Genomic DNA, 14729 nt, shown 5'->3' with positions numbered 1-14729 from the left:
GTCCTCACTGCGCGCCTCGCTCATCTGGGTAGTGACGGGAGACTCACTGCGCGCTTCCGCCCTCTAGGTAGTGACGAGCCAAATCTGTGCGACTGCGCGGCTCGGCCCATCTAGAGGCGAGAGGGCAATCGCATCCGGCGGATGCCCCACCGCGACACCGTGAGGAACTCATGACCGCCATCCCCAATCGCTTCCGTCTTCCGTCTTCCGCTGGGCGCGTCGTTCGAGGAGTACGACCGCGACGGCTTCGAAACCCTCCGCGATTTGCTCAATACGGCGCGCGATGAGGATCGTGAGGCCGCGGCCGATGAATGAGCACCGGTGGGCAGCCTTGGTGCAGGTCCGTTCGATGAGTCGCATGTCCATGTCGCAAAATCGGGCGGAACAAACGAACCGCCCGGTTTGACCCCAATTCGGGGGTCATTTATCTCTGACAGCTTCCGTCGGGTAGACAAGTAGGTCCATGCTGGGCGACGGCTGAGGTGCTCTCACTTCCTCCGACGCTTCACCAGTTCGTCGTTTACGCGGCCGTAGTTTCTTCACACGGCGGCGTACCCGCTCGATTGCCCTCGTGACGTGTGTCATCCCGCGACAATCCGCACCCTTCCCGTTGGTGTTTCTCTGCGCGTTTTTTCGAGGTCACTTCGCATGAAAGCTTCATCCGCTGTCCGCTCGTCTCTTCTCCGCAAGGCTCTTCCGATTGGGGCAGTAGCCGCGGTCGTGCTGACACTCCTCACCGTCTCACCTGCCGAAGCGGCAATGCCGTCTGGTCCAGCGACGACCGGACAAACGGGCGCTCGCCCCACCGCTACCCGGTGGTACTTCGCGGTGACGGACCGGGTGTTCGCGTCAGTAGACGTAGGGACCGGGAACCTGTTGGTGTCTACGAACGGTCTGGATCTTCCAGGGATCAGTGGGGCGGTGCCCATCGGGGCGACGTACAACTCGATGGCGTTGAACACCGGGTCGACATCCACCATCTATGCCAACGGCTGGGCCTACGGGTTCGGCGGCGCCGGATCCTTGAGCTCAGTCAGCGGCGGTGTGGTCTACACCGCCGGCGACGGCGGCACCTGGTTGTTCACTCCGGTGACCGGGTCGACGACGGCATTCACGTCCCCGGCCGGGTTGAAGGCTGACCTGGTCAAGAGCGCCAGCAACTACACGCTGACGCAGCGGGATACCCGCCACGTGGTCACATTCGACCTGAACGGCAACGCCCTGTCGGTCGCAGATCGCAACGCGTCGGCGACCTCGATCTGCTACGTGGTGAGTCCGTCGTGCAACTATTCCGGCGCTCCGTACACGTCGTCGCCGTTGGCGGTCATCTCGCCTGCTGGGGCGGGGTCGGCACCGACGGCGTCGCTGTCCTACAACTCGTCGCTGCTGACCTTCGGGATCACCCAGTCCAATGGATCGTCCACGCGCACAGTTCAGTACATCAAGGACTCCAGTTCGAACCTGACCACGTTCGTGGACGCGAACGGCAAGACCACCACCTTCGGCTACGCCTCTGGCAAGCTGAACAAGATCACCTCGCCCACCGGCGCGGTGACGAACTTCTCCTATGACAGCAACGGCAAGCTCTCCGAAGTCGACCAGCTCAACACCACCTCGGGCTCGCCGGGCACCTCTACGACCCGATTTGCATACACGTCGGCGACGCAGACCCTGGTTGCCCAGCCGAACACGTCGACCAGCAGCGGTGTCTCAGCTGTCCCACACATCACCTACACGATCGATGCCACCCAGCGCGTCACCAGGGCTATCGACGAGGCGAACAGAGAGAGGGACGCCGCCTACAACACTCCTAACTACGATGTGACAACGTCGTCGACCGGCAGCGGCACCGGCGCCAACTCGACCGCGTTCGCCTACAACGCGAACAACCAGCAATCCCTCACCACCACCACCTCGCCTGGCGGGGCAGCAGGGCAGGCCGCCTACGGGAACACCAGTCCGGCCACGCAGTACCTGCCGTCGACGACCACGGATGACGCCGGGCGCACGACCACCCTGAGCTATGACGGCCCGGGCAACCCGCAAACCAGCTCGCAGGGCTCCGGGGCTACGATGACGACGGCCACGTTGGCGCACAACAGCGACGGGACGGTCTCTTCGGCTACGGCGCCGGGAAACAGCAGCTCGACGCTGTACACGTACACCAGCCACCAGCTGACGAAGATCACGCCGGTCACAGGGACATCGCTCACGGTGCGGAACCTGACCTATGACGACTTCGGTCGGGTCAAGACCGAAACCGACGGCCGCGGCAACACCACCACCTACGGCTACGACAATGACGACCGACTCACTTCCACGACGTTCTCTGACGGAACGCATTCGGTGGTCAACACCTACGACACCGCGGGCAAGCTCAAGACTTCGGTCGACGCCAACGGCACGACCACCAACACGTACGACCAGCTCGAGCGGCTGATCTCCACAGTCAATACAGCGTTCGGGGGCACCGAGTCCTATGGCTACGACAAGGCGTCCAATCTGGTCAGCACCAGCGATTCGCTTGGCACCACCACCAACGTCTACGACGCCTCCAACGTGCTCACCGACGCCCACTACCCGCACACCAGCGATCCGTCGGCGCCAGCGAACCTGCACTTTGTCACGGACGACCATGGCCGCCGCACCGACACTTACCTCCAATGGGATCCGGGAACGTCGGGATACTCCGGCCACGTGCAGGTGAAGTACGACGCCACATCCGGCCGCGTCAGCGAGGTCATCGCCACAACCCAGACGTACCCGCCCACCACACCGCAGGTCGTCTTCGACACCAGCTACTGCTACAACGCCGGATCCGCAGCCCCGACTTGCTCCACCGCGAAGGCGACGGATCACTCGCAGCTGCAGTGGTCCAAAGACAACCTCACCGGGGGACTGACGAGTGTTTACGGCTACGACCCCGCCACCGGAAGGCTGACCAGCGTCACCCAATCCGGCGGCAGCAGCGCCAACACCTACATCTACGCCTACGACGCCCGCGGCAACCGCACCAGTGCCACTGTCACCGGCGCCAATCCCGCCAGCCAGACCCTCACCTACAACGCTGCCAACCAGATCACCAGCACCGGCTACAGCTACGACGGGGCAGGCAATCTCACGGCCGCTCCTGGCGCGACGTACACCTACAACGGTGCCGAGCAGATGACCCAAGCCGTCACCAGCGGTGTCACCTCGACCTACACCTACGCCGGTGCCAGCCAAACCCAGGTTCTCTCCGAGACATTCTCCGGCAGAACCTACAAGCTCGCCTACGGCCGCACCGACAGCAACGGGCTGCCCGAGATCGCCCAGTACAACGTCAACACCAACCAGGCCTACATGTACAGCGACCCGAAGACCGGGCAACCGATCATGCTCACTACCAGCGCCGACCAGGACTGCCTCTACGTCATGGACGGGCTCGGGAGCCCCGTCGGTCTCCTTACCGACTTCTCAACCAACGCGTTCAGCTACAGTTACGACCCCTATGGCGTGCCCAGGCTCACCGGCGGCGGAACAGGCAACGGAACCTCGCAGAACCCCTACCTTTTCAAGAGCGGTATCCAGGACCGAGCCACCGGCCTGGTGAAGTTCGGACTCCGCTGGTACAACCCCACCACCGGCGCATGGACGCAACAGGACACGCTCGACGCGCCCCTCGACCCCGCCAACGCCAACCGATACGCGTTCGCCGGCGGCGACCCGGTCAACAACAATGACCCGGGTGGCCTGCTCGATGACGCTAGCTCCATGCTGATCGGTGCAGCGACGGAAGCAGCGTTCGATCTTGTTGGCTTCGGCCTGATCGCCGCCACCGGTGGGGCCGCGGCCCTTCCAATCGGCATACTTTATGGCGCGATTGGGGGCGCAATCGGCTCTGGGGTGACTGCGAGCCTCGAAGGTGACAGCCCGAGCGAGATCAGCGATCGATCTATCGACGGGGCGCTCACAGGAGGCATAGGCGGAATCTTCTGACTAGGGTCATGCCATGACTGTCGATCCAGGAACACCCGAAGGACGACGAAGAACTCGCCGCGGATTGCTCGTCTACGTCGCCGCGCTGGTTGCGTTGGCAGTCCAAGGCATCTTCCTCGTGGCTGCAATACGGGCCCCGCATGACGCTGGCCTCTGGCTGCTTTGGGCAATCGTGATTCTGCTCATCGCCGCAGGGTTCGTCGTAGAGTCACGCTTCGAGCGCAAACGACGACGCAAGCACTCCGCGGATCTCTGATGCGCGAGGGGGTGTGGCGGAAGCGGCGGTCTAACCAGCAGCTTGACTCGCCAAACTCCTAAGCGACAAGGCGGCTAAGCCGGATCGGCTACTTCTCGTGTGGCCGGTCGCTCTTGCGAAGACGTCGGTACAGGCGGAAGTAAAGGACGCTCTGCGGGATGAAGATGAGCCCCAGGATGATATTGATCCAGCCCACTGGTGAGCCCTGTGCGACGGCCCAGGTCCCGACCGCAATGGCTGCGACGCTGAAGGCCGCGACGAGCCACCCGAAAGTGAGCCAGAGCTTTGGCTTTCTGGAAGACGGGTCAGTCACGCCGCGAGACTACGCGCGAACTCAGGCAACGACCATGGGCTCAGCGTATCGACGGCCGTTCATCCTCCTGGGATCGGAGCAGGTGCATGAAAGAGGAGCATCGCGATGACGCAGAACACGACACTTGCGCAGGTCGCGACGGTTGGCACGAGCCAGAGGCGGCTGGGTGCTGCGAGCCCGATCGGCAAGGTCAGTGCCGTCGCCAGAATGAACGGCGCGACCGCGCCGGCGACCGACAGCTGCAGCGCGGGACCCATCCGGTACAGCTCGTCGTGACCGATCGTGGGACCGCCGATGCTGAGTGCGACGGAGACCGCGAGCATGACCAGCGCGAACACGATCACGCCGTGGAGTGCAAGGAGCATCACCACGGTGGCGACCGGTCGGCGATAGCGCAGCGGCGCAATCCTCTCGGTCATGGGCCCAACGTATCGATCGGACCGCGCTCACTTCGTCGGTCGCTCGGATGACGTCGCGGCTCTCTCGTAGGCGCCCGTGCTCCGCGCGATGCCGCCGAGAACCAATCGGCCGCGACGTGACCACCCAACGGTCACGCAGCGGTCGCGTCTCGCCCACGGAGGGGCGCGACGACAGGCTGAACACCGCCGATACGGCACGTGTGACCGGCGATAGGCCACAGAATGACCATGAACAGGCCACAGCACGGTCGCAGCGCGCTGAACGCGTTCGAAATCCTCGGACGGAGCCTCGGATAGGCAGTAGTGACCGTCTCGCGGTCAGCGGGAGGCCGCTGACTGGTCACAAGGGGGCAGCGAGTGGACGCGACGCGTCCGCGAAACGGGCACAGATTCCCGGTGCTGAACGCACCGGATGGCGCTCCCAAGAGGCTGCGATGGGCGGGAGCGTGGAGCGATGATCAGCGACCTGGACCTCAATACGAATCAGATCCCAGGTGCCCCAGCGGGCTCCGTCGGGGGCTGCGTTCGTGCCTCACTGCGCCCTCCTCCTCCGCCCCAGCTGCGTCACCTGGACCTGGTTCGTTTCGCAAGGGCACTTCGGTCCTTCAGGCAACTGCTCGCCTGACTGACGGGCCGCTCCCCGCCCCCTTCGATGGGATCTCCGGCGGGACGTGGGTCTCTCCTGCATCGTCCGGCGGAGTGGAGCACTGAAGGGCTGGCTGCAGCTGCGCTGCATCGTGCTCGAGGCAGCAGCCGGCGGAGCTGTGCTGATCGGGCAACAGCCGTCCTCGGGGGCTTCGCCCCGTCGGCATGGTCCGCGTGACCATCAGGCCGTCGCCTGCGGCGCCGTACCGATCGCTCAAGGGTCGTCGACTTGACCCCCGAAACAGAACTCGCGCTGAGGATGCAAGGGCGACGAGTTCTGCTTTCATGACTCAAGTCGTCGCCGGTGATGGTGGGCCCCGTGAGGCCGACGGCGCCACCGGGGCGGAGCTGGGACGAGGGTCGTGCTGATCCTGTGGCGGATCTCGTGACGAGCCCCCATTACGAGGCGCATGAGGCAACGGCGCTCCGCGCGCGCCTGACGTCTGCTACGCCTTCGTGGCGTTTGCTGTGGCGTCTCTCGAGGCGACTCTCGTGACGGTCCTGGCCACTCCACAGTCGTGGCCGATGAGGCGAAAGAAGAGCATCCCAGTCGCCGCTGTCGCGGCTGTCGCGAAGCCCGCTGCGCGCTCCGTTGTCGCGCCCATCGGAACGGTGTCAGAGCGCTACACCCAGAGGTCGCAGCTACGCCGCGACCTGCGCCGTTTCGAGGTAGAGGCGCCCGTGTGCCCACGGCCGCGTCGGGGTTGAAACGGTCGTTGATCCGCAGGCTCCTCAACGCCCGACCTCGCTTCGCTCGACGTCTTGATCCACGGTGCCACTTCGTTCCAAACCGTGGATCAAGCCAAACCCCGACTTTCCAGGGCAAACGGATGGCCCTTGATCCACACCACCGTCAATGATCCTTCGGATGCGGTGTTGATCAAGAAGGTGTTGATCCATCCGTTTCCCCTGATGAAACAGCAAAACGTGACCTCGATCGCTCGCTGAAGCTCCCGATGCGAGGGAGAAAGGAAAAGGGCATAAGGGGAGGTGGCACCTCGCTGCGTTTCAACGTCGCTTCGCTCGGTCGAAACTTGCTCGGTGGTCGGCATAGCCGACACCTCTTCGGTCACCCCTTTCGGCTCTCGCTGCGCTCGGTCGACGGGCTTCCCTCACCCTCGTCGCTGGCGCTCCTTGGGCCCTTACTGCGTCGCTTCGCTCCTTGCCCTCCAACGCCACGTCGGTGGCGTTCTCGGGTGCCTTCCGTCGATGCCTTGCCAGTATCAAGGTTTGGATAGGGGAGATGCCGTTTGAGAGGAGGGCAGCGTCGCAGAAGTCCGGGTGGACGACGATCAGGTAGGAACCCACATGGTTTGCCTCGGCATTGAGACTCATCCGACGTGCTTCCGCGTCGAGCGCGACTCAGCGAATCATTAGGGAAATCATTCTCAAAACGATTGTTGCGTCGGACGTTAGGTCTGTCTGTCTCCACTTCGTCGGCTGCGAGCAAGTGGCCGGTGCTTCCGCTCAACTGGGGTCTCGTCATCGACCTACGGTTAGCACCGCCTTCCTGCTGCGTCTCCGTACCCAAACCTTCACGGCGACTTGATCGTGAAGACCGGCGGCACCGGCACGCGCAGCGGGACCGTTGCCCAGTACGATCCATTCGGCAACCCAATCGATCCCACGACGCGCCTAATTGGAACGACGGCCGCCGACGCCGCCGTACTTGCGAACACAACTCAGTCGGCGACCAACGGGTGGGAGGGGGCCAGCCAGAAGCTCTACGAGCACGAAGGGGCGATCGCCACCATCGAAATGGGTGCCCGACAATTCGTCGCAATGCTCGGACGGTTCTTGTCGACCGACCCGGTAGCGGGCGGAAATACGAGCGCATACAACTACCCGAACGATCCCATTAATGGAAGCGATCTCACCGGTAACTGGAGTTTCCGCCTCAACGACTACGGCACAACAACCCCGATCATGGGATCGGTGGGACGGGCAGCGGCGCCAGCGCGCACCTGGTCCCTCTCGCCTGGTGCCAATCAAACCGTCACCGCCATCTCGCGGGCGAAGCCGGCGTCGAGCCCCAAGTCGCAAAACCAACTCCCGGCAGCCACCTGGGACGGATGGGGTGGGCCGTTCGGCGCAACCATCAATTTCAACAAGGCTGCGACCGCGTTGATCGGCAGCCCAGTCCTCTTGGTCGCTCAAGCAGCCGCGGCGCCGGGATACTCGGCCCCGCTCATGGCCGCGGGAGTAAGCGCTGGGCACACGCTCACAACCAGTGCCTCGCCGTTTCGTGGGTCGGAGCCGGGCCTATTGTGGGCTGGGTTCCGTGGGCTGTTGACTGTTGACCATGGGAGTGTCAGTGAAAGAAGTAGCCTGGGCCGACTATGCCGACGATCCACTCCGGTCCCGACTCACCCGGTCTTCGGTCCTAGTCAAGTCGACTTGGATTATCTGCGGGCTCGTCGCCGGATTCGCCGCCCTGCTCGCCGTTGTTGCCGTCGGAGCGGCATCAAATGTGACATGGCTCAACTGGGTTGCCCTGGTGCTGGTCCTCGTCGTGGCGTACGCGACTCCGCTCGCGTTCACTACCAGGACGCGTCTTACTCGTCTTATTGCCGCCAAACTCGCTGCCGTCGGCCTGAGATTCTCAGGGAACCCGCCGATACGATCGGCGGGAGCCTTTGATGAATGGGTGCGCCGCAACAATCTGGATCCCGAGTCTGTTCGGACTGCCCTTAAGGGATAGCGATGGCTCAGCGAGGGTTCTGAGACTTCGCCGATAAGCCGAGGCTTCTGCAGCGGACGGAGGATCTGGTGGGTACTTCGACTTATCTTCAACCCGGGAGGACTGGTCGGCTGGCTTGTCATCCTTGTCGTTCTCGTGGCGATCGTGGTCGGTCTGAGGGCGAGCTGGTTTGCAAGTGCGCCACGTCTAGGACAGGCTTCGCCTGAACAGGCCGAAGCCTACCGTCAAGGCCCTCTCGCGCCGGGTTCAGCGCCGAGACATCAAATTGGACACTTACCGCGCGGGCTTCGGCGGTGGTGGAAACAGGGTTCCCGTGACGTGCGACGCTTCGGGGTAGAAGGTGCGATCGCTCAACTCACTGCAGGCTCTGGGCGAGCCAGACAAGGGTCGCGCGGTCGGTAACGACCGGGTAGCGCTTCTCGCCGCCGGAGTGAAGGATGCTCTGGCGCAGCACCCAGTCGGGCACGCCGTTGCCGAGGTCCTTCTCGAAGAAGGACTCGACCGGCGCGGTCGCCGTACCGACGCCGTCCGGCCAACGCTTGCGCGTGATGGGCCGCTCGGCGAGATGGGGAAGGAGCGCCGGGCGATGGCCGCGTAGTACCGGATGACGTCGCCCTTGGTGGTGCCTGTCACCGGGTAGAGCACCTTATCGAGGTTCGTCAGGCGCAGACGTCGCCCGTCGACGTCGACGAGCGGTGCCGCGGCCATGATCACCTCCCGAGGGTGACCGTACGCTCGCCTTGCATCGCTGCGGGAGAGGCTCGATTGAGGGGTGCGCCTGCGCGCCTCCCGAAACCTGGTTGGGTGAGACCGAAGCAGCGGCTGAGGTTCTCACGAGATCACGAAAAGGCGAGGAAGTCCGTGGCCACGAATGGCTCCTTCGTCCAAATCCGGCCGTGACACATGAGGCGGTTGTTTCATCCCGTGAATGGTGAAACACTGCGCGCATGAGCGGACGATGCGACCAGTGTCGGAAGCGACTGACGGGGGAAGGTCATCACACGGCCACGCGAGTGCTGTGCGATGACTGCTACACGCAGTTCGCGGGGCTGACGGTCGGCTACATGGCCGACGGGACGGTGGGGGACGCCATCAGCACGGCCGGTTGGTACGAGCGCGTGAAGAAGGCGATCAACCGCAAGGACTGAACCAAAGAGCGGCCCGCCTCTTGGCAAGTCCTTCTCGGGCGATCAACACCTTGTGACCAGCGTGTCCGACAGAGCCGAAGCCATGCATGGCTCAGTCCTGGTCGTCACCAGCGTCGAGCGATCGGAAGAAGAGCGGCTCGCGCGCTGTCGAATCCACGTATGCGAGCACTCGGCACTGTCAGCGGCGTCGAACCGGCCAGCGCCGCCCGTTCCCCCGACGGCGGCGCTGGCCGTGCTCCCCTACGTCTTAGACGCTCAGGGCTTCGGTGTCTGGGCTCTTCAGGTCCAGTGCCCAGCTCACGTCGACGGACAGTGTGGGTGGAAGCTCGGTGGCTTCTGGGCGGATCGAGTCATCCATCGGGGTCACCTTTCCAGTGCCAGGTCGAGGTCGGAGCAGAACTTCGCGTCGCTGCGGCTGTCGGAGTCCTCCTTGGGGAAGACCGCCGGGACGTTGTCGGTGCGCACGCACACGACGAGCGGCGGCACCGTGGTGTTGCTGCCGAGGATGCCTGCGCGCCAGGCGGCACCGCACATGTCCACGGCGCTGGCTTTCCGGTCGGCCGGCGTAGGTGGTTGGGACGTCCCGTCGGGACCCGTCTGCTCGTCCGGCAACCCAACCTGCGTCCACCGAGAGGACGTGCTGTCCGCGCTGTAGCAATACGCCGAGCGCGTCTGGAGGGTGTGAGGCGCCAACGTGACCCAGGCCAGGCTGCCTGCCGCGAGCACGACCGCGGCGCCGGCCGCAGCGGCGACCACGCGGCCGCGCTTCTTCTGCCTGCGCGTGTAGCTGGTCAGCCGGGCATCGAGAAGCCCCGTGATTCGGGCGTCGGAGCCCGGGGGAAGTGTGGGTGCTGCGTTCATCATGGTGTCCTCAGCTCCTCGGTCCCAGTTCGCTCTGCAGGCGAAGGCGCATGCGAGAGAGACGGTTGCGCACGGAGCCGTGCTTGAGGCCGAGCTTGGCTGCGGCCTCCTTGTAGGTGAGCCCGTCGACCATGCAGAGACGGAAGATCTCCTGGTCGACCGCGGGCAACTGGCTGATGACCTCGCGGACGAGACGCATCGCCTCATCGAGTGCGGCGAGGTCTTCGGCGGACGGGCCGGCCGATGCCGGGTCGACGTCGTCCAGGTGGTCGGCGCTGCGGCGCTCGTTGGAGCGCAGGCGGTTGCGGCTGAGGTTCTTGACCGTGACCACGAGCCAAGGCAGCGCCGAGATGCCGTAGATCTCGACCTCGTGGCGACGGGTCCAGAGGGTGAGGAACGCGTCGGCGGTCATCTCCTCGGCGTCGGGCCGAGACTTCAGGACGCCGTACGCGTTCCAGTAGACGGTTCCGGCGTGACGGCCGTAGAGCTCGCCGAGAGCGTCACGATCCCCGCGGCGCAGACGCTCGACCTCCGGGCGGTCGTCGGAGACCGACTCGCCCGTCGATTCGGGGGTAAGCGCCTGCACGGATCTCCCTCTGGTGAATTGGTCCCTCACCTTCATCATGTCCGGTCGCGGCGAATCGTCTCACCGAGAATCCCCACGCCTAGTCGCCTTTCGAAGACGCGTATCTGCGCCCCGACAGTGCATCCCAAACGCCTCGAACCCCGTGAACTCCGAGATGACCCACGCTGGGTGCCGCATGCGACGCAGGGGGCCTCGTCACCTCCGCGTCCTCGAGCAGTACGGGTGATACCCGAGATCCATGTAGATCGGGTCCAGTGCGATTCCACAGAGGACGCACTTGCGGAGCCCCGACTCTGAGCGCGGCTTGAGCCCAGCCTCACGCGCGGCGCGGATGCGCGCGTGCCACTCCGGCAGCTGCTCGGGAACGGGCAGTGGCGGCGGTACGGGCGGCCTCGCTGCGAGCTCGGCGATACGCTCCTGCCTTCGCCGCTCCAGGGAGCGTTCTAGCTCCAGGCGCCGACTGACGGGCGGATTCACGCCTGGGAACCATCCGCCCGCCGGCAGGTACGCCGGGTCGACCGCGTAGAAGGTGGATCGTCCGCTCCACTTGTGCTCCTGCCGACGAACAATGCCTCGCTTGGAGATCGCCATGAGCCATCGGTACAGAGCTACCATCGCCCGCTCGCGGGGGCGCGGACCGAGCCGGTACTCGCCCTTCAGCCAAGTGATGATGGGCTCGCGCCTGATCGTGTTGTTGTGCGCGAGGTCGATGATGAAGCGGATGTAGACGGCCGACTGCCACTGCTCGGCCGGAACCGGCAGCGGTTCCTCAAGCGTGACGTTCAGCCACTCCGGCCACGTGCCACCCATCTGCCTGAGCAGCGAAGCCCGCTGCTCGGATCCGAGCCAGACCCTGGTCGCGCGTTCGAGCTGCTGCTGTCGTCGAGACGCTTCCGCGGCCTCTCTGGCGGCCTCAGCGGCTTTCATCTCATCGGCGGCTTTCTGTTGCGCGCGAACCTCAGCGTCGCGCTTTTCGCGCCACTCGCTAAAGCGCACGGTGTCGGCGAGGAGGCGGCGGGTGAGCTCGCTCCCGAAGCCGTCATTCGCCAGAGAGAACTGGTCCAGCGGCTCGACCAGGAAATCCCCGCTACCTACGGGGAGTGTCCGGATCGACCAGGGCGCCCCATAGCGGATCTGGCTGGCGGTACCGATGCCCCCGAGCACCGGGTTGAACCACAGCAGCGGTTGGCCGAGCTCGGCGACGAGCTGCTGGGCCGGCGTGAGTTTGACAGTCCCCGGGAGTTGGCGATCCTCCTTGAGGTTGGCGCCGTGGTGACCCCAGAGCCAGATGTCGGTGATGCCCTGCTCGAGGTAGGAGTCGTGACGCTCCCGCCATTTCTCGGGCGTGATGGGGGAGTACTGGACCTCGAAGGCGATCCGCTGGCCCGTGGGACCGGTGATCATTACATCTGCGATCCGGGTGCGGTTGGTGTCTGACTGTTCCTCGATGTGGACGCTCGATCGCGGGTAGTGCTCGGTCAACCAGTCGGCTATACGCTGCTTCGCCTGCAGGTGGAAGAGAGACTCTGGGGCGTGGCCGCCGCCGGCCAGGTGGCTGAACCCGTCGCGCTTCCTCGGCGCCCGCGCCACGGTGGTGAGCTTAGGCTCGGCGCAGTCATGAACGGGGCATACGAGCTCTGCCTTGGTGAAGGCGCGATGCTTCTTGGCTTCTCCGTTGGGCAGCATCCACAGCGATCCGCCCGTCCGCGGGCGTGCGTAGACGAGGCGCGTCTCCCCGTCCTGGAATGCCGCCAACACTTCTGCCCCGTGCTGCACGCGGAAAGGCTACTGGGTGGGGCCGACAGCATCGGTATCCTCGACGCATGACTGACCCGAGCAGCGACCTCGTCTATCTGAGCGTCGGCCCGTACCCCGAGGGAGATACCGAGTACTACGACAGCGAGCTCAGGCCGCGTTCGGAGTTGCCCGACTACGCAGTCCGTGGAGCCGGCAGCCTCCAGAGCGAGGGCCAATGGTATGAGGAGTGGGTCGTCGAGGCCTAAGAGGATGGTTCCTGGGGATGCCGGCCAGGTCACGTCGGGTTGAGACGTCCTCGCTGGGGATTTCGTATCCGCGCCGGCCCAGCATCCCCGGGTGGGCACCACGGTAACGCTCGTGGAACGATGTCCTCAAGATGGAGGACACGAAACCGTCAACAGTTGACGGGGGAGCGGAAACCCGAGCAGCATGTCGGCATGGGGGACGACGACGAGGTCGATGACGAAGCGCTCGTAAGCGATGACGAGCTGACGACGTTTGAGAGAAGTCTGTTCTCCGCGATTAGAGAATCGCGCAAGCTCGACGAGGAGATCGACGACGAGATGAAGCAACTGGTCGATGGAACGTACGACGAGGCTGCGGCGACCGAGCCTGGCACGGACGATGGCCGTGAGCCCTAGTCTGGGCGCATGGCTGAGCCCCTGATCCCGCGACTCGTGATCTCCGTCCTCGTCGAGGAGCACCCCAACAGCATCGTTGTGACGTGGGAGCTTGGCGAGCGGATCGAGACGCCGGCGCCTCCGGAATACTTCGGATACGGCGTGGACTACTACGGCCCTGACGGCAACGGAGGGAAGCGGCTGGGCATCCGGTTCGGAAGCAAGGTTGAGGCATTCATCTTCGACTTCACCGACGCCAACCAGTCCAACTACGTCGGCGAAAGCGTCCGGGTGCTAGAGGAGGGGATCGTGGTCAGCTATCGGGACGCGAGCCTCGGACTACCAGGGATCGGTCAGATCTCCGCATTCAGCCACGTGAACGGTGATGATGCGCAGACACAGCTGCCGGTGACCGTTCTTCGTTAGATCGCTGATCTCCGGGCCTCAGAACGATTCGTGAGCATCCTTTTCCGGTGATCAGAGCAGCCAGCGGTTGTCGTTCCACATGTTCGTGTAGGAGATGCCCGGCTTTCCGCCACTGAGTTCGTCGAACGAGAACGAAGTCGTGCCACCGCTTTTGTAGGTCTTGATCCACTTCTCGGCGGCATCTAGCGCAGCCTGCCGGGCGACGTCATCGCCGGCCTGCTGTGCAGCCTGGTACGTCGAGCCGATGGACTGGACCGCAGAACGAACTCGACGGCTCTCACGCCGTTTCCACCGCTCTGCGTCCCGATAGTCATTCGACACGGGTACCGCCGTCTCGACTCCTCGTCCACGAGCGGCCCACGGATAACGTCGCCCAGCCCGGCGAACAAGTCTCCTAGCGGGCTCCTTCACTGCGGCGTGTGCACGACGAACGAATTCTTCTCCTCCGGGAGGTGGGGTTCATCATCCCTTGACCCCATTCTTCTACTTTTCTAGGGCGATTTTGATGGCGATTTCGATGCCGATTCGAAACGAACTTTCATGGCCGTTTCGAGGGTTGTCGGAGTATCGTCAACGACATGGCGACGACAACGACTCAGAAGGCGGGGATGCGCGCATACGACGACGCGATCCGGTCGACTTTCCCCGAGCTGGTCACCAAGCTCCGGGACATCGTCGGCGTGCGCCTCGTCGCCTACATCGGGAACGTCAAGTCCACCAAGCCTGTGGCAGAGTGGGCCGCTGGCACCCGAGCGCCGGGGGCAACCGATCGCGACCGCTTGTTCGTCGCCTACCAAATCGCCGCGCTTCTGCGTGAGCGCAACGAGGCGGTGACCGTCCAGTCGTGGTTCAAGGGGATGAACCCGGCACTCAACGACGTCTCGCCAGCCCGGGTTCTGCAGACTGGCAGCCCGGACGAGGTCGGCCCTGAGGTGATGGCGGCGGCGAAGGCGTTCGCGTTCATCGGATGAGCGGCCTCGAGATCACCGAGGTCTCCGCTTCGGTCTGGTGGGTTGGT

At 64.4% G+C, this 14729-nt stretch carries 15 protein-coding genes; 7 read left to right on the top strand and 8 right to left on the bottom strand.

All coding sequences use genetic code 11. The features are described from left to right. Positions 1-948 precede the first annotated feature (948 nt). Both ABH923_RS01500 and ABH923_RS01495 read left to right on the top strand, forming a co-directional pair. Positions 949-3978 (top strand): RHS repeat domain-containing protein, encoded by a 3030-nt coding sequence (locus ABH923_RS01500; RefSeq protein ID WP_370053371.1) that lies wholly within the window; start codon positions 949-951, stop codon positions 3976-3978. A gap of 13 nt (positions 3979-3991) precedes the next feature. Next, positions 3992-4234 carry a hypothetical protein gene (locus ABH923_RS01495; RefSeq protein WP_370053369.1) on the top strand — a complete coding sequence of 81 codons (243 nt, stop codon included), beginning with the start codon at positions 3992-3994 and terminating at the stop codon, positions 4232-4234. A gap of 88 nt (positions 4235-4322) precedes the next feature. Here the strand turns inward: ABH923_RS01495 and ABH923_RS01490 are convergent, their stop codons facing one another. From ABH923_RS01490 to ABH923_RS01475, 4 genes are all read right to left on the bottom strand, one after another. Further along, positions 4323-4547: a hypothetical protein gene (locus ABH923_RS01490; RefSeq protein WP_370053367.1), complete on the bottom strand. Its 225-nt coding sequence runs from the start codon at positions 4545-4547 to the stop codon at positions 4323-4325. A gap of 59 nt (positions 4548-4606) precedes the next feature. Continuing rightward, positions 4607-4966, bottom strand: a complete 360-nt coding sequence (locus ABH923_RS01485) for a hypothetical protein (protein ID WP_370053366.1) — start codon at positions 4964-4966, stop codon at positions 4607-4609. 1442 nt (positions 4967-6408) lie between these two features. Further along, positions 6409-6663: a hypothetical protein gene (locus ABH923_RS01480; protein ID WP_370053364.1), complete on the bottom strand. Its 255-nt coding sequence runs from the start codon at positions 6661-6663 to the stop codon at positions 6409-6411. 2004 nt (positions 6664-8667) lie between these two features. Next, positions 8668-8862, bottom strand: a complete 195-nt coding sequence (locus ABH923_RS01475; protein WP_370057257.1) for a hypothetical protein — start codon at positions 8860-8862, stop codon at positions 8668-8670. A gap of 463 nt (positions 8863-9325) precedes the next feature. Between ABH923_RS01475 and ABH923_RS01470 the strand changes: the two genes are divergently transcribed. Then, on the top strand, positions 9326-9460 hold the full coding sequence (locus tag ABH923_RS01470) for a hypothetical protein (RefSeq protein ID WP_370053362.1): 135 nt from the start codon (positions 9326-9328) through the stop codon (positions 9458-9460). A 363-nt stretch (positions 9461-9823) separates the two neighbouring features. Here the strand turns inward: ABH923_RS01470 and ABH923_RS01465 are convergent, their stop codons facing one another. The 3 genes from ABH923_RS01465 to ABH923_RS01455 form a co-directional block, all read right to left on the bottom strand. Next, on the bottom strand, positions 9824-10321 hold the full coding sequence (locus ABH923_RS01465; protein ID WP_370053360.1) for a hypothetical protein: 498 nt from the start codon (positions 10319-10321) through the stop codon (positions 9824-9826). A 10-nt stretch (positions 10322-10331) separates the two neighbouring features. After that, the gene (locus ABH923_RS01460; protein ID WP_370053358.1) at positions 10332-10907 is read right to left on the bottom strand and encodes an RNA polymerase sigma factor; all 576 of its coding nucleotides are present in this window, start codon (positions 10905-10907) and stop codon (positions 10332-10334) included. A 195-nt stretch (positions 10908-11102) separates the two neighbouring features. Further along, positions 11103-12683 (bottom strand): competence protein CoiA family protein, encoded by a 1581-nt coding sequence (locus ABH923_RS01455; protein ID WP_370053356.1) that lies wholly within the window; start codon positions 12681-12683, stop codon positions 11103-11105. Between the two features lie 47 nt (positions 12684-12730). On the opposite strand from ABH923_RS01455, the gene ABH923_RS01450 reads away from it, so the two are divergent. The 3 genes from ABH923_RS01450 (at position 12731) to ABH923_RS01440 (ending at position 13711) form a co-directional block, all read left to right on the top strand. Next, a complete protein-coding gene (locus tag ABH923_RS01450; RefSeq protein ID WP_370053354.1) occupies positions 12731-12910 on the top strand; it encodes a hypothetical protein in 180 nt (59 codons plus the stop codon). A 192-nt stretch (positions 12911-13102) separates the two neighbouring features. Then, a complete protein-coding gene (locus tag ABH923_RS01445) occupies positions 13103-13306 on the top strand; it encodes a hypothetical protein (RefSeq protein ID WP_370053352.1) in 204 nt (67 codons plus the stop codon). 9 nt (positions 13307-13315) lie between these two features. Beyond that, positions 13316-13711, top strand: coding sequence for a hypothetical protein (locus ABH923_RS01440; protein WP_370053351.1), 396 nt, complete (start codon positions 13316-13318; stop codon positions 13709-13711). A 51-nt stretch (positions 13712-13762) separates the two neighbouring features. Here ABH923_RS01440 and ABH923_RS01435 read toward each other — a convergent pair whose 3' ends face one another. Further along, positions 13763-14032 (bottom strand): hypothetical protein, encoded by a 270-nt coding sequence (locus ABH923_RS01435; RefSeq protein WP_370053349.1) that lies wholly within the window; start codon positions 14030-14032, stop codon positions 13763-13765. Between the two features lie 257 nt (positions 14033-14289). On the opposite strand from ABH923_RS01435, the gene ABH923_RS01430 reads away from it, so the two are divergent. Continuing rightward, positions 14290-14682: a hypothetical protein gene (locus tag ABH923_RS01430; RefSeq protein WP_370053347.1), complete on the top strand. Its 393-nt coding sequence runs from the start codon at positions 14290-14292 to the stop codon at positions 14680-14682. The last annotated feature ends 47 nt before the right edge of the window (positions 14683-14729 follow it).

Origin of the sequence: Leifsonia sp. EB41 (genome assembly GCF_041262565.1) — a bacterium.
GTDB lineage: Bacteria > Actinomycetota > Actinomycetes > Actinomycetales > Microbacteriaceae > Leifsonia.
The sequence above is the reverse complement of the archived record's forward strand: the minus strand, read 5'-3'. Positions and strand labels throughout refer to the sequence as shown.